This window comes from Acidovorax sp. SDU_ACID1 (assembly GCF_045291395.1).
GTDB lineage: Bacteria > Pseudomonadota > Gammaproteobacteria > Burkholderiales > Burkholderiaceae_C > MR-S7.
In genome coordinates, this window is the sequence record NZ_CP152342.1 from 3,654,406 (window position 1) to 3,675,005 (window position 20,600).

Sequence of the window (20,600 nt, forward strand, 5' to 3'; positions counted from 1 at the left end):
GCTACTTGGGCATCCACACTCGCACCAGCGAGAGCAGTTTCTCCACGTCCAGCGGCTTGGCGATGTAGTCGTTGGCACCGGCGGCCAGGCATTTCTCCTGGTCGTCCTTCATGGCCTTGGCGGTGAGCGCGATGATGGGCAGCCGGCGCCATTCGGCGCGCTTGCGGATCTCGGCCATGGCGGCGAAGCCGTCCATCTCCGGCATCATGATGTCCATGAGCACCAGGTCCACCGGCTGCCCGCCGGGCTGCGCGGCACGCTCCAGGGCTTCGACGGCCTCACGGCCGTTGCGGGCGATCTCCACCTTCGCTCCCGTGGGCTCCAGCACGCTGGAGAGCGCGAACACGTTGCGCACGTCGTCTTCCACCACCAGGATGGTGCGGCCCTCGAAGGTCGATTCGCGGTCGCGCGCCAGCTGCAGCATGCGGCGCCGGTCGGCAGGCAGGGTGGATTCGACCTGGTGCAGGAACAGCATGACCTCGTCGAGCAGGCGCTCAGGCGAGCGCGCGTCCTTGATGATGATGGACTTGGAGAAGCGCCTCAGCTGCTGCTCCTCGTCGCGCGAGAGGGTGCGGCCGGTGTAGACGATGACGGGCGGGAACGCCACGTCCTCCTGCTCGGACATCTGCTGCAGCAGCTCGTAGCCGCTGAGGTCCGGCAGGTTCAGGTCCATCACCATGCAGTCGAAGGTGTTCTGGCGCAGCAGACCCAGGGCCTGCTGAGCGCTTTCCGCACCCACGATGTCCACCCCGTCGGCGTCCAGCAGCTCGCGCACGCTCTCGCGCTGGCGCTCGTCGTCCTCCACCACCAGCACGCGGCGCATGCCCTGGGTGAACTTGGCCTCCATGCGGTGCATGGCCTGCACCAGCTCCTCGCGCTTGACGGGCTTGAGCGCATAGCCCATGGCACCGCGCTCCAGCGCTTCCTGCGTGTAGTCGGCCACGGAGACCACATGCACCGGCACATGGCGCGTGGCCGGGTCGCGCTTGAGCTGGTCGAGCACGCCCAGGCCAGAGAAGTCGGGCAGGTTCATGTCGAGCACCACGGCGCTGGGCGCGTATTCGAGCGCCGCCGCCAGGCCCTCGCCACCCGTAGGGGCGATCACGCACTGGAAGCCCATCTCGTGCGCCAGCTCGTAGAGGATCTGCGCGAAGCGCAGGTCGTCCTCGATCACCAGGATCAGCCGGCGCCCGGCCTCGATGCGGTCCCGGTCGTCCTCCACGCCGCGCGGGAGCCGGCGCACGCCGGCCGAGCCCGCGGCCGCCACGGCAGGCGCTGGAGCCTGCGCTTGCACCGGCGCAGGGACTGGCGCCGCGGGTGCAGGTGCAGCGGCAGGCGTGGATGGCGGCCCGGCGAGCGGCAGGGTCAGGGTGAAGACGCTGCCTTCGCCCGGCGCGCTCTGCACGGCGATGCCGCCGCCCAGCAGCCGCGCCAGGTCGCGCGAGATCGACAGCCCCAGGCCGGTGCCGCCGTACTTGCGGTGGGTGCTGCCGTCCGCCTGGCGGAAGGCCTCGAAGATCAGTTCCTGCTGGTGCTCGGGGATGCCGATGCCCGTGTCGCGCACGGCGAAGCACACGGTGTCCTCGGCACCCGCGAACACGCGCAGCACCACTTCGCCCTGCTCGGTGAACTTGACGGCGTTGGACAGCAGGTTGCGCAGGATCTGCCCCAGGCGCTGCGCATCGGAAGCCAGGCGCTCGGGCACGCCGGGCTCCACCTCCACCCGCAGCGCCAGACCGCGCTCCCCGGCCACCGGGCGCAGCGGTTCGGCCGCGGCCGCGACCACCCGGGGGATGGACACCTCCTCGATGGTGACGTTGGCCTGCCCGGCCTCGATCTTGGCCAGGTCCAGGATGTCGTTGATCAGCGTGAGCAGGTCGCTGCCCGCGCTGTGGATGGTCTGCGCATAGCGCACCTGCTCGGGCGTCAGGTTGCCCGGCTTGTTGTCCGCGAGCAGCTTGGCCAGGATCAGGCTGGAGTTGAGCGGCGTGCGCAACTCGTGGCTCATGTTGGCCAGGAACTCGCTCTTGTACTGGTTGGCCTGCGCCAGGTCGTTGGCCTTGGCGGACAGCGCGTCCTGGGCGCGCAGCAGCTGCTGCTTCTGGTATTCGAGCTGCTGGGTCTGCTCTTCCAGCTGCGTGTTGCTGTGTTCCAGCTCCGCCTGCTGCGACTGCATCAGCGTCTGCGATTCCTGCAGCATGCGGCTTTGCTGCTCCAGCTCCTCGTTGCTCACGCGCAGCTCTTCCTGCTGCGCCTGTAGCTCCTCGGCCTGCCGCTGGGTTTCGTCGAGCAGCGCTTCGAGCCGCGTGCGGTCCAGTGCACCGCGCACGGCCTGCGCCAGTTGCTCGCCCGTGCGGTGCAGGAAATCCAGCTCCTCCGCACGCAGCTGGCGGAAAAGCCCCAGCTCCACCACCGCCAGCGTCACGCCGCTCAGCACCACCGGCACCACCACCAGCTCCGCCGGGCTGGCCCGCCCCGTGCCGGACGTCACGGGCAGGTAGCCCGCGGGCACATTGCGCACGTGCTGCAGGGCGCGGGCCTGGAGCGCCTGCCCCGCCAGCCCCTCGCCCGCGCGGATGGAAGCGGGCGCGGCATCCGGCGCCAGGGCGTAGCCCGCCATGCGCTCGAAGACGCCGTGGCCTTGCGTCACATACATGGCGCCCACCTTCGCATCCAGCCGCGCGGCCAGGAACTCCACCACGGCGGCGGCCAGCTCGTGCACGCGCTGCTCCCCTTGCAGCCGCAGCCCCAATCCGACAAGGCTGCCCTTGATCCAGTTCTCCACCTCGCGCGAACGGTGCTCGGCGTAGGCCATCACGGCCGAGGCGCAGATCAGCAGCAACAGCACGGCCGTGCTGCCCCAGGTGATATAGGCCGACAGGCCAAAGGCATCCTCCCACGCGCGGCGGCGGTCGGCCAGTTCCTGGCGCTCGGCGTTCTGCATTTCGCGCACGAGGCCGCGCATGGTGTCCATGGTGGCGTTCCCTTCGCCGCGCAGTACCGACAGCGCCTCGTCCCGCCGCCCTTCGCGCTGCAGGGCGATCATGCGGTTCAGCTCGGCCATCTTCTGCCTGGCCAGCCCCTGCAGTTGGTCCAGGCGCCTGCGCTGCATCGGGTCGTTCCCCGCAAAGCGCTGGAGCTTCTCCAGTTCCACCGGCAACGCCGCCTGCGCCGCGGTGTACAGGTCCAGGCGCTGCTCATCCCCGGTCAGCATATAGCCGCGCTGGCTCGACTCGGCGTTCTTCAGATACGCCCATACCAGTTGCACCTGCAGCAGACCATCCACCGTGGAATTCATGCTGTCCACCATCGTGGCGCGCTCGTCGCTGGAGCGGTAGGCGAGCACGGCGATCAGCAAGGCGGCGGTCGCAGCCAGCACGAAGCCGAGGAGCTGGCGTGCGGGCATGCTAGCAAGGGCGCGCGGGCCCGAGGTGTCTGGTGCGGAGGGAACCATTCGTGACCCAAGGTAAATGATGCCGCGCGATGATAGGGGCACCTACAGGCCACTGCATGTAGGACGCGGCCATCCAGGGCGATTTTCCCCCTGTGCGCCACGTGCAAGAACGGGCTATGGCATAGCCATGTCCTCGGGCACCGTGCCATTCCACAGGCGCGTGGACAGCAGCTTGCTGCGCGTGTCCGCGATCCATTGGGGAATGATCTCGCAGCCCATCACTTCGCTTTGCAGAACGCCCGAAGCCAGCAGGGTGCGGCATCCCCGCTGGCCCAGCCGGTCGGCGCACAGGGGAATGGTATGAAGCGGGGAGCCGCCGTCGCTGTAGCGCGTGTCCACGCATTCGCTGTAGCCCATGACGCCACAGCACGCGCAGGGCAGCAACGCTACGGCGCGCCGATAGGCCGATGCCTCGCAGCGGCCGGCGCGCGACGGCGCCCGTACCGCTTCGCGCCCGCAATGGGCGCCGCTGGTGAATGCATCGGTTGCGGCCATGAACGACTCCTCTTGCCATGCCGGGCATGGAAAGCAGCCAATCCGCATGCCACGCCCGTCAGGTGAGTGCATCGTAGAAAGGCGCCGCAGCCGCTGCTGTAGGACGGAGGGCCGCGCATGCGTCCCATGGCACCTCACTCTGCATGCCCAAACTTGAGAGGCACGCGGCCGATCATCCGCATCACGGCAGATTGGCCTTAATGGCATCTCGTAGCGCGTTGGCTGCGAACGATAGTGGATGTCCTCTGCGTTTGAGCAAGTAAACCGCACTTTTAAGCCCCGCATCGGTCACTGGAATGGCCACCAGTCCCAAGCGCTCGAAATTGAACAAAGATTGGCCAGCAACCACGGTGATTCCCATTCCGTGCAGAACCAGGCCGGCGCCGGTGCTCATGTTCGAGAAGATATGGCCTGTCTCGCGTATGGCGATGCGGTTCAGATGCGGATACAGGCGCTGGGCGAGGCTGCTCGACGGCGCCGAATGGATGAAATCGTACCCAGCCAACTGTGCCAGCTTGATACGCTTGCGTTTCGCCAGCGGGTGATCGGGCCGGCAGACGAGGTAGTGAGGGTCGTGAAACAGCCGTTCATAGTCGAATTCGCCCTCCTGCCCCAGTTCGCGGTTAATACCAAAATCCACCACACCCGCCCGGATCAAATCGAGCACCTCGTCAGAAACCGTGTCGTACAGACGAACCCGGATGCCCGGATAGCTCTTCCTGAACTTAGCGAGGATTTTGGGAATCCAGTCGGCGGCCGCCCCGGGCAGTGCCGCAATGGACAGCTTGCCTCGTTGGCCCTGGGAATGCTCGCGCAGCATCTGCAGGACGTCGGCCATGTCCTGCATGAGGCGCTGTGCCACGGGCAAAGCATTTCCCCTTCGGGCGTGAGCGTGACGTTGCGCGTGCTGCGCTCGAAAAGACGCACGCCCACCAAATCTTCCAGACGCGAAATGGCTTGGCTGAACGCGGACTGCGACATATGCACGCGATCGGAGGCCACCGTGAAGTTTCTGCAATGGGCCAGCGTCAGGAACAAGTGCAGCAGCCTTGGCTGGAGATTTATCGAATTCATCGATCAATTCTTTCATACGATTAATTGGACCACCATAAAAAGCAACCCTACATTTCCCGCCAATAGTCCCGGCAAAAGAGGTGCGCCTGCCGCGCACACGGGCTGAGGCGAGGAGACAAGGTTTGGCGACCCAAGAAATTCCTGTACTGGTCGGAGTGGGTATGGCAACGCAACGGGCGGAAGACCCGGCGTTGGCCCGCGAGCCGGTGGACTTGATGCTTGACGCCGTGCATGCCGCTGGCGCCGATTGCGGCCACCCGGCGGCGCTGTCAGGCACGCAATGGATTGCGGTACCGCGCGGACGCTGGTCCTATCGAAACCCGGCGGGCCGCATTGCTCGGGCTATAGGAGCGAACAACGCCGAGACCCTGTTGGCCCACGTTGGCGTCTTGCAGCAAACCCTGCTGGGCGAAGCCTGCCGGCGCATCGCCGAGGGAAGGGCCGACATCACGCTGGTGCTGGGCGGCGAAGCCGGCTACAGGCTGCAGCGCTATGCGGCGGCTGGGCTGGCCGCCCCGGAGAGCCAGGACGACGACGAGCCGCATGTGACGCTGAGCCCTCAGCAGGAGCTGCGCCCCCAGCCGAGCTGCGCGCGGGCCTGCAGATGCCCGTTGGGCTCTACGCGATGGTGGACAGCGCATTTCGCCACCGCACGCACCGAGCGTTGGATGCGCACCGCCACGACATTGACCGCCTCTACGCACGCCTGTCGGAAATTGCCAATGCGAACCCGCACGCCTGGAGTCGCCAGCCGCGCGATGCGCAGGCGTTCGCGTCATCCGCCAGCAACCCGATGCATGCGTTTCCCTACACCAGGTCGCATTGCAGCAACTGGAGCGTGGACCAGGCCTCGGCGCTACTGTTCATGTCGCAGCGCAAAGCCCAGGCATTGGGCATTCCGCGCGAACGATGGGTCTTTCCGCTGGCGAGCACCGAAGCCAACCACATGGTTCCCGTTTCGGCACGCGCCGACCTCGGCGCATGTCCCGGAGCGGAAATCGCCGGGCGCGAAGCTTTGGAGGGCGCCGGCGTGGATGCGCAGGCGCTGGACTTCGTCGACCTCTACTCCTGCTTTCCGGTGGCGCTGCTGCTCTATGCGCAGGCCCTGGGACTGCCGCAGGGACGCGACCTCTCGGTCACCGGTGGCATGCCCCTTGCAGGCGGACCGTACAACAACTACGTCCTGCAATCCACTGCACGCATGGCGCAACTGCTGCGCAAGCGTGGAGGTACCGGACTGGTGTCATCAGTCTCGGGCATCGTCACCAAACAAGGCTTCGGCATCTGGTCCAGCCAAGAGCCCGGCAAGCCCTTCCATTGGGCGGACGTGACCGCGCGCGCGGCTGCGGCAGTCGCCGTACGCGAAGTCGTGCAGGGCATAGAGGGGCCCGCACGGATCGCGGGCTACACGGTGCTGGGCAGCAAAGGCCGCCCCGCCACGGGTATCGCCATCGTGGACCTGCCGGATGGCCGCCGTGCGGTAGCAACGTCAACGGAAGAAAGCCTGCTGGCCGCCCTGCAATCCTCCGAATGCGTCGGCGCGCCGGTGCTGCTGGCCGACGACCGATTCCGCTTGGCGCAATGAACCGAGAGAGCCAATACCGATGACCAATGCCTCCCCCATGCCCCACCCCCACGATGCCATCGTCGCCACCGACACTTGCGCCCTGCCGCTCGTGCGGCGCGTGGCAGCCACGCTCGATCTGGATCCCGCACGCTGGCGCGAGGGTGATCCGCTGCCGCGCGGATGGCATCTCGCCTTGTTCTCCACCGACACGCCCGCATCCGCGCTGCGCCACGACGGCATGGCAGGCTTCGGTTTCCCCCTGCCAGACCTGGGGCTGCCGCGCATCGTTTTCGGCGGGCGGGAGATCCATTTTCACCACGACATTCCCATCGGGGCGCACCTTGAGCGAACGAGCCGGCTGGCGGACGTCGAGGTCAAGCAAGGGCGCACAGGCCGTTTCGCCGTGGTCTCGATCGAACACGCGATCTCCGTCACTAGCGAACCCGCGGTCTGCCTGACCGAGCGACACGACTACATCCTGCGCCCGGCGGCCACGGGCAAGACCACTGCCACGGCAGCGCCCACTGCGGGGACGCCCTCCATGCGGCCACCGCCGAAGGCGGCATACCACGCTGTCGTCACCCCCGACGAAGTCTTCCTGTTCCGTGTTTCGGCGGTCATGTTCAACCCGCATCGAATCCATTACGACGAGCGCTATTGCCGCGAACAGGAAGGTTACCGCGCCCTGGTCGTGAACGGCTCGGCCTCCTGCCTGCTGCTGATGAAGTTCTTCGAGACCGCAGTAGGCCGGGCGCCACGGCGGCTCAGCCTGCGCAACTTGGGGCTGGCTTATTGCGCCGAGCCGCTGCACCTGCACATCGACCCCATTCGCCCGGGCGATGCTGCGCAGGACGGGCTCCAGTACCGCGTCTGGGCCAGCAACGGGCAAGGCGAATTGATTGTGGAAGGAATGGTGCACGTATGAGTTATCCAAAAATTCTTGCCGGCATGCGGGTGCTGGATTTTTCCAAGGTGCTTGCCGGGCCGACCTGTACCCAATACCTCGCCGATATGGGCGCGGACGTCATCAAGGTCGAGCCCGTCGGCGGCGGCGACGACACGCGTGCCTTCCCGCCGTTCGCGAGCAAGGACGGTTATGCCGACGGCACGATCTTCCTCAGCGCCAACCGCAACAAGCGCAGCATCGGCGTGGACCTCAAGCGCGCCGAAGGCCGTGCGCTGGTGCACCGCCTGGTGGAACGCTCCGACATCGTGGTCGAGAGCTTCGGCCCTGGCGTCGCTCGGCGCCTGGGGGTGGACGGCGAGACGCTCTCCGCCATCAACCCGCGCCTGATCCACTGCAGCATCTCCGGCTACGGCAGCGTGGGAGAGCTGAGGGGCGGCAAGGGCTACGACGCCGTTCTGCAAGCCTTCACCGGCATGATGGCCATCACCGGCGAGCGTGGCGGCAAGCCCGTGCGCAGCCCGTTTTCACCCGTGGACCAGGCCACGGGCATGCACGCATTGAGCGGCATCCTGGCAGCGGTCATCGAGCGCCAGAACACAGGCAAGGGCATGCGCATCGAAGCCAGCCTGTTCGACACTTCGCTCGCATTCCTCGGCTACATCCTGCAAGGCGTGTGGCAAACCGGCGAAGAGCCGCAAAAGCCAGGTTCCTCCCACGATTCGCTGTGTCCCTACGAAGTGTTCGACACGGCCGACAAGCCGGTGCTCCTCGGCGTCGCCAACGATTCGCTATGGCAGAAATTCTGCGTGGTCACGGGAGCGCACGCCCTGCTGGACGACGGGCGCCTGGCCACCAACGCCTCCCGTGTGGCGCACCGCGAGCAGACAGTGGAGAGCGTCGCCGCGATCCTGAAATCGAAGACCCGCGACGAGTGGCTAGCCGTGTTCCAGGCGGGCGGCGTGCCGTGTTCGCCGGTCCATACCCCGAGCGAGATGCTGGAACACCCCCACACCGCAGCCTCGGGCATGGTGGGGAGCTACGAGCATCCGGTTTTCGGTGAAACCAAGACCGTGGCCCAGCCCCTGCGGCTCAATGGAAAGCGCAGCGAGGTCACGGCACCAGCCCCCGTGCTGGGGCAGCACACCCGGGACCTCTTGCGCGAGATGGGCGTGTCGCCGGATGAGATCGCCGCACTGCATGCGGACAAGACCATCGTCACCGCCGACATTGGCAACACCGCCCCCATCGTCTGAAACCCTGACCCATGGAGAAAGCACGCATCATGAACACGAAGACTACGAAACGTTTGCTTCTGACGGGCGCGCTGGCCTTGAGCGCGCTGGCCTTCAGCCCGCTCGCAGCCGCCCAGAGCTGGCCTGCGGCCAAGCCCATCCGCATCGTGATCGCGTTCGGCCCGGGCTCGGCGAGCGACATCATTGCGCGCCTGCTGGGCGAACGACTGAGCAGGGCGCTCGGGCAAAGCGTAATCGTCGATGCCAAGCCCGGCGCTGCGGGCCAGATAGCCGCGGAGCACGTGGCAGGCTCGCCCGCTGACGGCTACACGTTATTTCTGACCACCAACACGACGCACTCAGCCAACCCCTACCTGTACAAGCACCTGCGCTACGACCCCGTGAAAGACTTCACGCCTGTCTCGCGCATCGGCTACCTGCCATTCCTGCTGCTGGTCAACTCCCAGACTCCCGTAAAAACCTTGCAGGAGTTGGTGGCCTACGCCAAGGCAAACCCCGCGAAGGCGAACTACGCCTACACCAGCAGCACTGGGCAGATCGCGGCCGCTGCGCTGAGCAACTACACGGATATGAAGGCCGTGGGCGTCGCGTACAAGTCGGCCCCCGAGGCGGTTACCAGTACGCTGGGCGGGCAGGTACTGTTCACCATCCTGGACTTCGCAACCACCAAGGGCGCCGTCAGCGCAGGGCGCTTGCGCCCGCTGGCCGTCACCCCAAAAGAGCGCACCAGCCTCGCACCGGAACTGCCCGCCATATCCGAGGCAACGCACCTGAAGAATTTCGATCTCGTCGCCTGGATCGGCCTCTTCGGACCTGCCAACCTGCCCGGGCCGATCACCAGCCGCCTTCACTGCGAACTCGGCAAGATCATGGAAGCTCCGGACATCAAGGCGCGGCTGCTGGCGCTAGGCACGGAGCCCGCGGTCGCCGACCCCGCCGCGTTCGGCGACTTCGTGAAGGCGCAGCTCAGCGTATGGGCTGAATATTCGCGGATCGCTGGCATGGAGCCGCAATAGGCCGAGGCGCCGCGCACGGCAGCTGCGCTGCCCCAAAAGCGCTCCAGTTATTCGACCGTCACGCTCTTGGCTAGGTTGCGCGGCTTGTCCACGTCCGTGCCCCGGGCGCAGGCCGTGTGGTAGGCCAGCAATTGCAGCGGCACCACGTGCAGCAGCGGCGAGAGCTGGCCGTAGTGCTCGGGCATGCGGATGACGTGGATGCCCTCGCTGCTGTCGATGCGGGTGTCGGCGTCCGCCAGCACATAGAGCACGCCGCCGCGCGCACGCACTTCCTGCATGTTGCTCTTGAGCTTTTCAAGCAGCGCGTCGTTGGGCGCCACGGTCACCACGGGCATGCTGCTGGTCACCAGCGCCAGGGGCCCGTGCTTGAGTTCGCCCGCCGGGTAGGCCTCGGCGTGGATGTAGCTGATTTCCTTGAGCTTGAGCGCGCCCTCCAGCGCGATCGGGTAATGCAGCCCGCGGCCCAGGAACAGGGCGTTCTCGCGCTTGGCGAAGTCCTCGGCCCAGCTGATGAGCTGGGGCTCCAGGGCCAGCACGGCCTGCAGCGAGACCGGCAGGTGGCGCATCGCCTTGAGGTGCTGGCCTTCCTCTTCCTCGGTGAGGCGGCCCTTGGCTTGCGCCAGGGCCAGCGTGAGCAGGAACAGGCCCGCGAGCTGTGTGGTGAAGGCCTTGGTGGAGGCCACCCCGATCTCCACCCCGGCGCGCGTGATGTAGGCCAGCGCGCACTCGCGCACCATGGCGCTGGTGGCCACGTTGCAGATGGTCAGCGTGTGGCGCATGCCCAGCCCCTGCGCATGGCGCAGCGCGGCCAGCGTGTCCGCGGTTTCGCCGGACTGGCTGATGGTGACCACCAGCGCGCGCGGGTTGGGCACGCTGGTGCGGTAGCGGTATTCGCTGGCCACTTCCACCTGCGTGGGAATGCCTGCGATGGCTTCGAGCCAGTACTTGGCGACGCAGCCGCTGTAGTAGCTGGTGCCGCAGGCCAGGATGAGCACCGAATCGATCTCCTTGAACACGCGCCAGGCGGCGGTGCCGTCGGCGCCGTCGAACAGCTCGGGCACGATGCCCTGCAGCCCCTCCAGCGTGTCGGCGATGGCGCGCGGCTGTTCGAAGATTTCCTTTTGCATGTAGTGGCGGTAAGGCCCCAGCTCGGCCGCGCCGCTGTGGGCCTGCACCGTGCGCACGGGGCGCTGCGCCGGGCCCAGGGGCTGGCCGGCGGCGTCCGTGATCCAGTAGCGGCCCAGCTGCAGGTCCACCAGATCGCCTTCTTCCAGGTAGACGATCTGGTCGGTCACCCCGGCGAGCGCCATGGCGTCGCTGGCCAGGAAGTTCTCGCCCTCCCCCACGCCCAGCACCAGCGGCGAGCCCGCGCGCGCACCCACCACGCGGTGCGGCTCGTCCTTGTGCATCACGGCGATGGCGAAGCTGCCCTGCAACTGCGCCACGGCGGCGCGCACGGCCTGGAACAGGTCGCCCTCGTACAGGCTGTCCACGAGGTGGGCGATGACTTCCGTGTCGGTCTGGCTGGAGAAGACGTAGCCGCGCGCCTGGAGCTGCGCGTACAGTTCCTCATGGTTCTCGATGATGCCGTTGTGCACCAGCGCCACGCGCCCGGCGCGCACCGCCTCGGCGGGGGCCACGCCGGGGCCGTGGCTGAAATGCGGATGCGCGTTGTGCACCGCCGGCGCGCCGTGCGTCGCCCAGCGCGTGTGCGCGATGCCGGTCGCGCCCTGCAGGCCGCCGCTGGCCACCTGCTCCAGCAGTTCCGCCACGCGCGCGGTGCTGCGCGTACGCTGCAGGCCGCCGGTAGGCCGGTCGCCCAGGCTGGCCTCGTGCACGGCGACGCCGCAGGAATCGTAGCCGCGGTATTCGAGCCGCTGCAGGCCCTGGACGAGAAGGGGAACGATGTTGCGCGTGGAAACCGCGCCGACGATGCCGCACATGGATGGCTCCGGTCAGATGGGATTGGGCGGATGCTAGAGAGGCATCGAGGAAATTACAGATCTTTTTTCTTTGATTTTGAAATAAAATTTCCCATCGACTTATATGTGAAATTTTATTCCATAAATTCCCATCAATGGAAATTTCCCTTGACGCCATCGACCTGCAGTTGCTGGACCAGCTGCAGCGCGACGCCACGCTGAGCAACCAGGCGCTGGCCGAGCGCGTGCACGTCTCTCCCCCGACCTGTCTGCGGCGCGTGCGGCGGCTGCAGGAGTCGGGACTGATCGAGCGGCAGGTGGCACTGCTGCAGCCCGACCGGCTCGCCGCACTGCAGGGCCATGGCCTCACGGCCATCGTCGAAGTCTCGCTGGACCAGCAGGGCGCCGAGCACCTGGCCGCGTTCGAGGCCCGTGCCGTGCAGGACGACGGGGTGCAGCAATGCTGGCGCGTATCGCCCGGGCCGGACTTCGTGCTGGTGGTGCACACGCGCGACATGCCGGGCTACCTGGCGCTGTCGCAGCGCCTTTTCACGCAGGACGCCAACGTGCGCAACGTCCGCGCCTTCTTCGCCACCCACCGCGCAAAATTCGAGACAAAACTGCCTCTGGCGCTTGGCTGACAAGCGCAAGCAGCTATCAAAGAAGAAGCACTCCTGCCACAGGCCTTGCGCTGCGGCCGGGTCGACTCCATCTCTCCTCTTTATAGTGGGCACCGGGCCTGGTGCCCCGCATGGAGGACGCATGGAGTTCAAGGATTACTACCAGATCCTGGGCGTGGAACGCGACGCCACGGCCGCCGACATCAAGAAGGCCTACCGCAAGCTCGCGCGCCGCTACCACCCCGACGTGAGCAAGGAGACCGACGCCGCCGCACGCATGGCCGAAGTGAACGAGGCCAACACCGTGCTCTCGGACCCGGAAAAACGCGCCGCCTACGACGCGCTGGGCCGCGCGGCGCCACACCAGGCGGGCCAGGACTTCCGCCCGCCGCCGCACTGGGATGCGGGCTTCGAGTTCACCGGCGCGCCGGGCGGCGGCCAGGGCATGGACGGCGCCGAGTTCAGCGACTTCTTCGAGCAGCTCTTCGGCCAGTCCGCGCGCGCGCGGCGCCCGGGCGCCGCCAGCGCCCAGAGCGGCGGTGCGCAGCGCGGCCGCGACCACCACGCCCGCATCGAACTGGACCTGCGCGACGCCTACCACGGCGCCGAGCGCATGCTGACGCTGCACGGCGCGCGGCTGGACGACGGCGGCCGCCTGGTGAACGAGGAGCGGCAGTTGCAGGTCAGCATCCCGAAGGGCGTGCGCGAGGGCCAGCTCATCCGCCTGGGCGGCCAGGGCGGCCCGGGCCTGGGCGGCGCGCCCGCAGGCGACCTGTTCCTGGAGGTGCAGTTCAAGCCCGACACCCGCTGGCGCGCCGAGGACCGCGACGTGTACCAGTCCGTCACCCTCGCGCCCTGGGAGGCGGAGCTGGGCGGCCCCGTGGAGGTGGAAACGCCCGGCGGCAGCACGGTGGAGGTCACCGTGCCCGCCCGCTGGAAACCGGGGCGCAAGCTGCGCCTGAAAGGGCGCGGCATCCCTGCCGCCACGCCGGGCGACCTGTATCTGGAGCTGCACGTGGCCCTGCCGCCCGCCGCCACCGACGCCCAGCGCGAGGCCTACCGCGCGCTGGAGCAGGCCTTCCCGCACTTCCAGCCCCGCACCACGCAAGGAGCCTGAACATGGCAACGCACGCCCCTTCCCCCCGCAGCGCCCTGGCCGAGCTGCTGGACGAGCAGACCCGCCTCACGCTGGACGACCTGGCCCGCGCCTGCTGCATGGAGCCCGGCTGGGTGACAGAACGGCTGGAGGCCGGCCTGCTGCACGGCGAGCACGCCGAAGGCCGCTGGCAGTTCAGCGCCACCACCGTGGTGCGCGCCCGGCGCCTGGCGCGCCTGGAATCCACCTTCGACGCCGACCCGCAGCTGGCCGGGCTCACGACCGACCTGATCGAGGAAGTCACGGCGCTGCGCCAGCGCCTTCGCCAGCTGGAAGCGCTACTGGGCCGCTAACGGCGGCGCCGGCCAGTCGAGGCGCACGGTGCAGCCCGCGCCCGGCGCAGCCTGTGCACTGATGCTGGCGCCATGGCGCTGCGCAATGGCCTGGCACAACGCCAGGCCTGCGCCCACGCCGTCGAATTCCGACTCGCGGTGCATGCGCTGGAACACGCCGAACAGGTGCTGCGCGCGCGCGCCGTCGAAACCCACGCCGTTGTCCTGCACCATGACCGCCACGCGGCCCGCCACATCGCCAGGCGCGGCCTGCACCGCCAGGCGCGCGTCCGGCTGTCCGTGCGTAAACTTGAGCGCATTGCCCAGCACCTGCAGCAGCAACTGGCGCAGCAGCCTCGCGTCGGCCCACACGGCGGGCAGGTGCGGGGCAATATCCCACTGCACATCGCCCGCGGCGCGACCGGCCTCGATGGCCGCCAGCTCCGTGCGCGCCTCGCGCACGGCTGCATCCAGGTCCACCGCCTCCAGGCGCAGCGGCGCGCGGCCGGCCCGGGCGATGGCCTGCAGGCCGTCGAGCATCAGCCCCATGCGGCGCGCGGACTGCTCCATGGTGGCCAGGAAGCCCAGCGCCTCGCCCACCTGCGGGTACTGGCCGGGCAGCTCCTGCAGCACCTCGCGCACCAGCGTGCCGTAGGAGGTGACGTGGCGCAGCGGCGCGCGCAGGTCGTGCGACACGCCGCGCAGAAAGGATTCGTGCGCGGCGGCCATGTCGTCGATGCGCTGGCGCGCCTCGGCCAGCTCCGCGCGCAGCCGCTCGGTTTCCGTCATGGCTTGGCAGGCCGTTTCCAGCCAGCGATGCTCACCTGTTTGCCACGCGCAACGGTAAGCGCGCCTGGTGCCGTGCTCTCGGTGACGGTGGAGCCCCCACCCACGGTGCCTCCCGCGCCGATGGTCACGGGCGCCACAAGCACGCAGTTGCTGCCCACGTGCACGTCGGCCTCGATCACGGTGCGGTGCTTGTTCGCGCCGTCATAGTTGGCGGTGATGCTGCCCGCGCCGTAGTTCACGCGCTCGCCCACCGTGGCGTCGCCCAGGTAGGCCAGGTGGTTGGCCTTGGCGCCGTCGGCCAGAGTGGAGTTCTTCACCTCGACGAAGTTGCCGATGTGCACTTCGCGCCCCAGGCGTGCGCCGGGGCGCAGCCGTGCGAAGGGGCCGATCAGCGCACCCTCTCCCACGTGGGCGCCGGCCTTCTCGCCGTCGATGTGGGTGAAGGGATGGACGACCGCGCCGGCCGCGATGGTCGCGTTGGCGATGCAGCAGTAGGCGCCGATGCGCGCGCCCTCGCCGATCTCCACGCGGCCGGTGAAGATGCAGCCCACGTCGATCTCCACGTCCTGCCCGCAGTCCAGCACGCCGCGCACGCCGGTGCGCGCGTCGTCACGCAGGTCGAAGCGCGCCGGATCGGCCAGGCGCACGCCCTGCTCCATGAGCGCGCGGGCCTGGGCGGCCTGGTGGGCGCGCTCCAGTTCGGCGAGCTGCAGCGGGCTGTTCACGCCCGCCACCTGCAGCGCATCGTCGATGCGGTGCGCCACCACGGGCACGCCATCGGCCACGGCCCGGGCGACGATGTCGGTCAGGTAGTACTCGCCCTGGGCATTGTCGTTGGTCAGCCGCGCCAGCCACGGCGCCAGCAGGCGCGCGGGCACGGCCATGATGCCGCTGTAGACCTCGGTGATGGCGCGTTCGTCCGCGCTGGCGTCCTTGTGCTCGACGATGCGGCGCACGGTGCCGCCGTCGCCGCGCACGATGCGGCCGTAGCCCGTGGGGTCGGGCAGCGTCACCGTGAGCAGGGCCAGCCGCCCGCCCGCGCTCGCCTGCACCAGCGCGGCCAGCGTGTCCGCGCGCGTGAGCGGCACGTCGCCCGACAGCACGACCACCGTGCCGTCGCCCGCCAGCCGCGGCATGGCCTGCTGCACTGCGTGGCCGGTGCCGAGCTGCGGCTCCTGGCGCACGCATTGCAAGTCAAATGTGCCTCCAGCGCTTGCCCCGCCTGCGCAAGCAGCTTCCACTTCGATAGCACCATGGCCCGTCACCACCACCACGCGGCGCGCCCGCAGGCTGGCGGCCTGGTCCAGCACGTGGTGCAGCAGCGGCCGGCCTGCCAGGCGCTGCAGGACCTTGGGAAGGCGGCTTTTCATGCGCGTGCCCTTGCCCGCGGCCATGATGATGATGTCCAGTGCTGTCGTCATGTGGATGGGTGGAGAGAACAGGGGCGCGGGGCCCGCGCGATGCTCCGCGCATTATCCGGCGCCATCCCGCGGGAGCGGGGGCAGGCATGTCAATAAAAGTTGCGAGGCACCCTCCGCGCCTGGCGCTCACAAAAAAATAGCTGCCAGCGCCCTCCTACGGGCACTGGCAGCCATCGAGGCCCTATCGCGGCCGCAGCCGCCGCCGCGTCAGGCGCAGCAGGTGTCGCGGTCCGCCGCCGCAGCCTGCCGCCGGGGCGCCGCGGGCTGGGCCTGCGCTGCGCCCGCGCGGCGCCACTGGTACTGCAGCGGCTGCGGCCCCATGGGCTCGACCACCGCATGCTGGCCCGGCGCCACGCCCACGCCCTGGCCCGGGTGCAGCACCACGTCGCCAGACTCCTCGCACCAGCCATGGGGCCCGTCGTTCAGCGTGACCCAGGCCTGGCCGCTGACCACGCGCAGCACCATGGCGGCCTTGGGGTGCAGGCTGTGCGCCGCGCCCACGGCCAGCGTGCAGGCCTCGGGGCCGGCGGTACCCACGGAGGCGGAATGTTGCGAATTCAGAACGTGCGATGCGGTCATGGCGGTCTCCAGGTAAACCCTTGAATGGCTGCCAGTGTGCGCCGCGAGAGGCCAGCCAGTCCAATGAAAACGGGCCACCTTATCGATTCATGAATCGCATCAATTGCGGAGCGCCTTCGACGCCTGGCCTTCACCGCCAAGTGCCTAACCTGCAGAGCACTACCGCGATCGATGAAACCACGCTAGGATTTTGATTCCCTTTCCTCATTAATACGCCATGCCCTCGCTCCCGCCTCCCATCGCCCATCTGCGCACCCGCCCCGTGGCCGTGGGGCACTGGCGCGCCTTCCTGGCCGTGGCCCGGCACCTGAACTTCCGCGCGGCGGCGGAAGAACTGTCGCTCACCCAGTCGGCCGTGAGCCGGCAGATCCAGGCCCTGGAGGAGGAGGTGGGCGTGCCGCTTTTCCTGCGCCACACGCGCGCGGTGGAGCTCACCAGCGCGGGCGGGCAGCTGCAGCGCGCCGTGGGCCCTGCGCTGGAGCGCATGGACTCCGCCGTGCGGCTGGTGCGCCAGACGGCGGGGCGCAGGAGCGTGGCCATCACCACCTGGGCGAGCTTCGCCTCCATGTGGCTGATCCCGCGCATGGAGGAGTTCCAGCGCGACAACCCGGACATCGACATCCGCATCGACGCCAGCGACACCATCGTCGACCTCGACACCTCCGACGTCGACCTGGCCCTGCGCTCCAGCGTGCCCGCCAGCGTGGCGCCGGGCGCGCAGCGCCTGTTCGGCGAGCAGCTCGCGGTGGTGGCCAGCCCCTGGCTGCTCAAGAGCGCGGCGCCGATCCGTGCTCCCGAGGACGTGGCGCAGTTCACCCTCATCGAGGCGGGCGACGCCTACCGCATGCCGTACTTCGAGTGGATCACCTGGCGCCGGTGGTTCGACCTCAACGGCCTGGGCCGGCTGCAGCCCAAGCGCTGGCTGTACTTCAACTATGCGCAGCAGATCGTGCAGGCCGCTCTGGCCGGCCAGGGCCTGGCGCTGGCGCGGATGCCGCTCATCGCGGAAAGCCTGGCCTCGGGCGATCTCGTGGAGGTGCTGCCAGGGCACCGGCTGGACTCGCCCCTGGTCTACTGGCTGGTGGTGGGCCCGCGCAGCAGCCAGCGGCCCGAGATCCAGGCCTTCTGCGCCTGGCTGCTGCTGCAGGCGCAGGCCACGCGCCAGGCCATCGGCGAGGTGCCGGACCCGGACCTCAACGACAACCTGGACTGATCGCTTCCATTTTCATAGCTGCCAGCGCTTACCAGTCAAGCGCTGGAGGCCAATTTGGTTCTATATCAAGCCAACGTCACGCGCGCGAACTTGCGCTTGCCCACCTGCACCACGTAGCTGCCCGCGCCCAGCTTCAGGGCCTTGTCGCCGACCACGGAGCCGTCCACGCGCACGCCGCCGCCGTCGATCAGGCGGTTGGCCTCGCTGGTCGAGGGCACGAGGTTGGCCTGCTTGAGCAGGGCGCCGATACCCAGCGGGGCGCCGGCCAGCTGCACCTCGGGGATCTCATCGGGCACGCCGCCCTTGCTGCGGTTGGCGAAGTCCTGCTCCGCTGCGTCGGCCGCCTGCGCGCTGTGGAAGCGCGTGGTGATCTCCCTGGCCAGCATCACCTTGGCATCCTTGGGATTGCGCCCGCCTGCCACCTCCGCTTTCAGCGCGGCGATCTCGGCCAGGCTCTTGAACGACAGCAGCGTGTACCAGTCCCACATCAGGTCGTCGGAGATCGACAGCACCTTGGCGAACATGGTGTTGGCCTCCTCGGTGATGCCGATGTAGTTGTGCTTGGACTTGGACATCTTGTCCACCCCGTCCAGCCCCACGAGCAGGGGCATGGTGAGCACGCACTGCGGCTCCTGGTCATATTCCTGCTGTAGATGGCGGCCCATGAGCAGGTTGAACTTCTGGTCCGTGCCGCCCAGCTCCAGGTCGCTCTTGAGCGCCACCGAGTCGTAGCCCTGCATGAGCGGGTAGAGGAATTCGTGCACGCTGATGGACTGCCCCGCGCTGAAGCGCTTGTGGAAGTCGTCGCGCTCCATCATGCGCGCCACGGTGTAGCGGGCCGCGAGCTGGATCATGCCGCGCGCGCCCAGGGCGTCGCTCCATTCGCTGTTGTAGCGGATCTCGGTGCGCTGCGGGTCGAGCACCCGCGCCGCCTGGGTGTAGTAGGTCTCGGCGTTCAGCTTGATCTGCTCGGCCGTGAGCGGCGGGCGGGTGGAGTTGCGGCCCGAGGGATCGCCGATCAGGCTGGTGAAGTCGCCGATCAGGAAGATCACCTGGTGGCCCAGGTCCTGCAGCTGGCGCATCTTGTTGAGCACCACCGTGTGGCCCAGGTGGATGTCGGGCGCCGTCGGGTCCAGCCCCAGCTTGATGCGCAGCGGCTGGCCGGTCGCCTCCGAGCGCGCCAGCTTGCGCGTCCACTCGTCCTTGGGCAGCAGCTCGTCAGCGCCGCGCAGCGAGACTTCGAGCGCTCGTCCTACACCTTCGGTTACCGGGAATGTTGTAACAGCAGATTGATTCATAAGGGTTTTCTGGGGTGTAATGGCCGCTGCCGGGACTATACTTCCGGCCACTTTTCCAGCGGTGGATTCTAGTGGGCCCGCCCACCTGCCCAGGCTCTTGCCTCCTCTGCCGCACACCGATTCCTGATGCTTCCCGCCCTGAGACTTCCGCCTTCGCGGAGGGCCAGGAAGCACATTTGTTTGGGGTAAGACTCTTGAACAACGGCTTGACCACCGCCTGCCTGGTTCTGCTGGGCCATTTGAAGCAATCCGTTCAGAAGCATCCGAAGCGCATTACCGCCGCCGTGGCGTCCGTGCTGCTCACAGGCGGTGGCGGTGCTTTTGCCGTGGCGTCCCTCGCTCCGGACCCGGCCGACCTGCCCGTGACCACCGTCACCCACGCCGTGGAATCGCTGGCGGGCGACGCCCCCTGTCGGCCCTGGTGGACATGCCGGGCTATTCGCTCTACCGCTCCGACACCACGCGCAGCGCCGACACGGCCGAAAGCCTGCTGCAGCGCCTGGGAATCGCCGATCCGGCCGCCTCGGCGTTCCTGCGCGGCGACGGGCTGGTGCGCCAGAACCTGCTGGGCCGTGCGGGCCGCTCCGTCTCCGCCGAAACCTCGGACGACCATCGCCTGCTGCGCCTGTCCGCGCGCTGGGCGCCGGACGACAGTGGCTATTTCAAACGCCTCGTGGTCGAGCGCAAGGAAGACGGCGGCTTCGCCTCGCGCATCGAGACGGCGCCGCTCACCGTGGGCAGCCGGCTGGCGGGCGGCGTCATCCGTACCTCGCTGTTCGCCGCCACCGATGCCTCCAACATCCCCGACGGCGTGGCCGTGCAGATGGCCGAGATCTTCTCCAGCAACATCGACTTCCACCGCGCGCTGCGCAAGGAAGACCGGTTCTCCGTCGTCTACGAAACCCTGGAGGCCGACGGCGAGCCGCTGCGCAGCGGCCGCGTGCTGAGCGCCGAGTTCCACAACAACGGCAAGACCCACGATGCCCTCTGGTTCCAGGAAAGCGGCGCGGCCAAGGGCTCATACTACACGCTGGATGGCGAGAGCATGCGCCGCGCCTACCTCACCTCGCCGGTGGAGTTCTCCCGCATCTCCAGCGGCTTCTCCATGCGCATGCACCCCATCCACAAGACCTGGCGCGCCCACCTGGGCACGGACTTCGCCGCGCCCACGGGCACATCCGTGCGCACGGTCGGCGACGGCGTGGTCGATTTCGCCGGTGTGCAGAACGGCTATGGCAACGTGGTCTACGTCAAGCACCGCAACCAGCACGTCACCGTCTACGCGCACCTGAGCCGCATCGACGTATCCAAAGGCCAGGCCGTGGAGCAGGGCCAGAAACTCGGCGCCGTGGGCTCCACGGGCTGGGCCACGGGGCCGCACCTGCACTTCGAGTTCCGGGTGAACGGCGTGCACCAGGACCCGATGACCATCGCCCAGCAGAGCGAAGCCGCGCAGCCCGTGTCGGGCGCCTCGCGCGCCGCCTTCAACCGCCTGGCAGCCAACATGCGCGTGCAGCTCGCCTCGGCGGCCCAGTTCCAGCTCGCCAGCGCGGACTGATCTCCC

At 68.3% G+C, this 20,600-nt stretch carries 16 protein-coding genes and 2 pseudogenes; 9 read left to right on the forward strand and 9 right to left on the reverse strand.

Features of this window, described 5'->3' with window-relative positions; genetic code table 11:
• Position 1 precedes the first annotated feature (1 nt).
• The 4 genes and pseudogenes from AAG689_RS17975 to AAG689_RS17990 form a co-directional block, all read right to left on the reverse strand.
• On the reverse strand, positions 2–3,406 hold the full coding sequence (locus tag AAG689_RS17975; protein ID WP_406623144.1) for a response regulator: 3,405 nt from the start codon (positions 3,404–3,406) through the stop codon (positions 2–4).
• A 162-nt stretch (positions 3,407–3,568) separates the two neighbouring features.
• Complete coding sequence (locus AAG689_RS17980; RefSeq protein WP_024001697.1) at positions 3,569–3,949, reverse strand: hypothetical protein; 381 nt, start codon at positions 3,947–3,949, stop codon at positions 3,569–3,571.
• A gap of 181 nt (positions 3,950–4,130) precedes the next feature.
• Positions 4,131–4,787 carry a LysR substrate-binding domain-containing protein gene (locus tag AAG689_RS17985; RefSeq protein WP_406623145.1) on the reverse strand — a complete coding sequence of 219 codons (657 nt, stop codon included), beginning with the start codon at positions 4,785–4,787 and terminating at the stop codon, positions 4,131–4,133.
• Positions 4,788–4,834: 47 nt separating this feature from the next.
• Positions 4,835–5,023, reverse strand: a pseudogene (locus AAG689_RS17990) (LysR family transcriptional regulator); the annotation flags it as partial.
• A 604-nt stretch (positions 5,024–5,627) separates the two neighbouring features.
• Between AAG689_RS17990 and AAG689_RS17995 the strand changes: the two are divergent.
• Genes AAG689_RS17995 through AAG689_RS18010 form a run of 4 tightly spaced genes read left to right on the forward strand, consistent with a single transcriptional unit; the run spans position 5,628 to position 9,766 of the window.
• Positions 5,628–6,608 (forward strand): hypothetical protein, encoded by a 981-nt coding sequence (locus AAG689_RS17995; RefSeq protein WP_406623146.1) that lies wholly within the window; start codon positions 5,628–5,630, stop codon positions 6,606–6,608.
• 37 nt (positions 6,609–6,645) lie between these two features.
• Complete coding sequence (locus tag AAG689_RS18000; RefSeq protein ID WP_406623147.1) at positions 6,646–7,515, forward strand: MaoC family dehydratase N-terminal domain-containing protein; 870 nt, start codon at positions 6,646–6,648, stop codon at positions 7,513–7,515.
• A gap of 23 nt (positions 7,516–7,538) precedes the next feature.
• Positions 7,539–8,750, forward strand: coding sequence for a CaiB/BaiF CoA transferase family protein (locus AAG689_RS18005; RefSeq protein ID WP_406626370.1), 1,212 nt, complete (start codon positions 7,539–7,541; stop codon positions 8,748–8,750).
• A 29-nt stretch (positions 8,751–8,779) separates the two neighbouring features.
• Positions 8,780–9,766, forward strand: a complete 987-nt coding sequence (locus AAG689_RS18010) for a Bug family tripartite tricarboxylate transporter substrate binding protein (protein WP_406623148.1) — start codon at positions 8,780–8,782, stop codon at positions 9,764–9,766.
• 47 nt (positions 9,767–9,813) lie between these two features.
• Here AAG689_RS18010 and glmS read toward each other — a convergent pair whose 3' ends face one another.
• Complete coding sequence (glmS, locus tag AAG689_RS18015; protein ID WP_406623149.1) at positions 9,814–11,709, reverse strand: glutamine--fructose-6-phosphate transaminase (isomerizing); 1,896 nt, start codon at positions 11,707–11,709, stop codon at positions 9,814–9,816.
• A 134-nt stretch (positions 11,710–11,843) separates the two neighbouring features.
• Here glmS and AAG689_RS18020 point away from each other — a divergent pair, with 134 nt between their 5' ends.
• The 3 genes from AAG689_RS18020 (at position 11,844) to AAG689_RS18030 (ending at position 13,757) form a co-directional block, all read left to right on the forward strand.
• Complete coding sequence (locus AAG689_RS18020) at positions 11,844–12,329, forward strand: Lrp/AsnC family transcriptional regulator (protein ID WP_406623150.1); 486 nt, start codon at positions 11,844–11,846, stop codon at positions 12,327–12,329.
• A gap of 121 nt (positions 12,330–12,450) precedes the next feature.
• A complete protein-coding gene (locus AAG689_RS18025; protein WP_406623151.1) occupies positions 12,451–13,425 on the forward strand; it encodes a DnaJ C-terminal domain-containing protein in 975 nt (324 codons plus the stop codon).
• 2 nt (positions 13,426–13,427) lie between these two features.
• The gene (locus tag AAG689_RS18030; RefSeq protein ID WP_406623152.1) at positions 13,428–13,757 is read left to right on the forward strand and encodes a chaperone modulator CbpM; all 330 of its coding nucleotides are present in this window, start codon (positions 13,428–13,430) and stop codon (positions 13,755–13,757) included.
• Here AAG689_RS18030 and AAG689_RS18035 read toward each other — a convergent pair.
• From AAG689_RS18035 to AAG689_RS18045, 3 genes are all read right to left on the reverse strand, one after another.
• Positions 13,743–14,525, reverse strand: a complete 783-nt coding sequence (locus AAG689_RS18035; protein ID WP_406623153.1) for an ATP-binding protein — start codon at positions 14,523–14,525, stop codon at positions 13,743–13,745. The genes AAG689_RS18030 and AAG689_RS18035 overlap by 15 nt on opposite strands.
• Positions 14,522–15,946 carry a bifunctional UDP-N-acetylglucosamine diphosphorylase/glucosamine-1-phosphate N-acetyltransferase GlmU gene (glmU, locus tag AAG689_RS18040; RefSeq protein WP_406623154.1) on the reverse strand — a complete coding sequence of 475 codons (1,425 nt, stop codon included), beginning with the start codon at positions 15,944–15,946 and terminating at the stop codon, positions 14,522–14,524. Before glmU ends, AAG689_RS18035 begins: the two co-directional genes overlap by 4 nt.
• Before the next feature lie 207 nt (positions 15,947–16,153).
• Positions 16,154–16,525: a DUF2917 domain-containing protein gene (locus tag AAG689_RS18045; RefSeq protein WP_406623155.1), complete on the reverse strand. Its 372-nt coding sequence runs from the start codon at positions 16,523–16,525 to the stop codon at positions 16,154–16,156.
• Positions 16,526–16,742: 217 nt separating this feature from the next.
• Between AAG689_RS18045 and AAG689_RS18050 the strand changes: the two genes are divergently transcribed.
• Complete coding sequence (locus AAG689_RS18050) at positions 16,743–17,738, forward strand: LysR substrate-binding domain-containing protein (RefSeq protein ID WP_406623156.1); 996 nt, start codon at positions 16,743–16,745, stop codon at positions 17,736–17,738.
• A gap of 65 nt (positions 17,739–17,803) precedes the next feature.
• Here the strand turns inward: AAG689_RS18050 and tyrS are convergent, their stop codons facing one another.
• Entirely contained in the window at positions 17,804–19,036 is a 1,233-nt protein-coding gene (tyrS, locus tag AAG689_RS18055) for a tyrosine--tRNA ligase (RefSeq protein ID WP_406623157.1), read from the reverse strand.
• Between the two features lie 194 nt (positions 19,037–19,230).
• Here tyrS and AAG689_RS18060 point away from each other — a divergent pair.
• Positions 19,231–20,594, forward strand: a pseudogene (locus AAG689_RS18060) (peptidoglycan DD-metalloendopeptidase family protein).
• Positions 20,595–20,600: the final 6 nt, after the last annotated feature.

What these genes read in the sequence shown, in the direction of transcription:
- AAG689_RS17975 (WP_406623144.1), bottom strand. Translation starts at nt 3,406, where the DNA reads ATGCCCGCACGCCAGCTCCTCGGCTTCGTGCTGGCTGCGACCGCCGCC.
- AAG689_RS17980 (WP_024001697.1), bottom strand. Translation starts at nt 3,949, where the DNA reads ATGGCCGCAACCGATGCATTCACCAGCGGCGCCCATTGCGGGCGCGAA.
- AAG689_RS17985 (WP_406623145.1), bottom strand. Translation starts at nt 4,787, where the DNA reads ATGGCCGACGTCCTGCAGATGCTGCGCGAGCATTCCCAGGGCCAACGA.
- AAG689_RS17995 (WP_406623146.1), top strand. Translation starts at nt 5,628, where the DNA reads ATGCCCGTTGGGCTCTACGCGATGGTGGACAGCGCATTTCGCCACCGC.
- AAG689_RS18000 (WP_406623147.1), top strand. Translation starts at nt 6,646, where the DNA reads ATGCCCCACCCCCACGATGCCATCGTCGCCACCGACACTTGCGCCCTG.
- AAG689_RS18005 (WP_406626370.1), top strand. Translation starts at nt 7,539, where the DNA reads ATGCGGGTGCTGGATTTTTCCAAGGTGCTTGCCGGGCCGACCTGTACC.
- AAG689_RS18010 (WP_406623148.1), top strand. Translation starts at nt 8,780, where the DNA reads ATGAACACGAAGACTACGAAACGTTTGCTTCTGACGGGCGCGCTGGCC.
- glmS (WP_406623149.1), bottom strand. Translation starts at nt 11,709, where the DNA reads ATGTGCGGCATCGTCGGCGCGGTTTCCACGCGCAACATCGTTCCCCTT.
- AAG689_RS18020 (WP_406623150.1), top strand. Translation starts at nt 11,844, where the DNA reads ATGGAAATTTCCCTTGACGCCATCGACCTGCAGTTGCTGGACCAGCTG.
- AAG689_RS18025 (WP_406623151.1), top strand. Translation starts at nt 12,451, where the DNA reads ATGGAGTTCAAGGATTACTACCAGATCCTGGGCGTGGAACGCGACGCC.
- AAG689_RS18030 (WP_406623152.1), top strand. Translation starts at nt 13,428, where the DNA reads ATGGCAACGCACGCCCCTTCCCCCCGCAGCGCCCTGGCCGAGCTGCTG.
- AAG689_RS18035 (WP_406623153.1), bottom strand. Translation starts at nt 14,525, where the DNA reads ATGACGGAAACCGAGCGGCTGCGCGCGGAGCTGGCCGAGGCGCGCCAG.
- glmU (WP_406623154.1), bottom strand. Translation starts at nt 15,946, where the DNA reads ATGACGACAGCACTGGACATCATCATCATGGCCGCGGGCAAGGGCACG.
- AAG689_RS18045 (WP_406623155.1), bottom strand. Translation starts at nt 16,525, where the DNA reads ATGACCGCATCGCACGTTCTGAATTCGCAACATTCCGCCTCCGTGGGT.
- AAG689_RS18050 (WP_406623156.1), top strand. Translation starts at nt 16,743, where the DNA reads ATGCCCTCGCTCCCGCCTCCCATCGCCCATCTGCGCACCCGCCCCGTG.
- tyrS (WP_406623157.1), bottom strand. Translation starts at nt 19,036, where the DNA reads ATGAATCAATCTGCTGTTACAACATTCCCGGTAACCGAAGGTGTAGGA.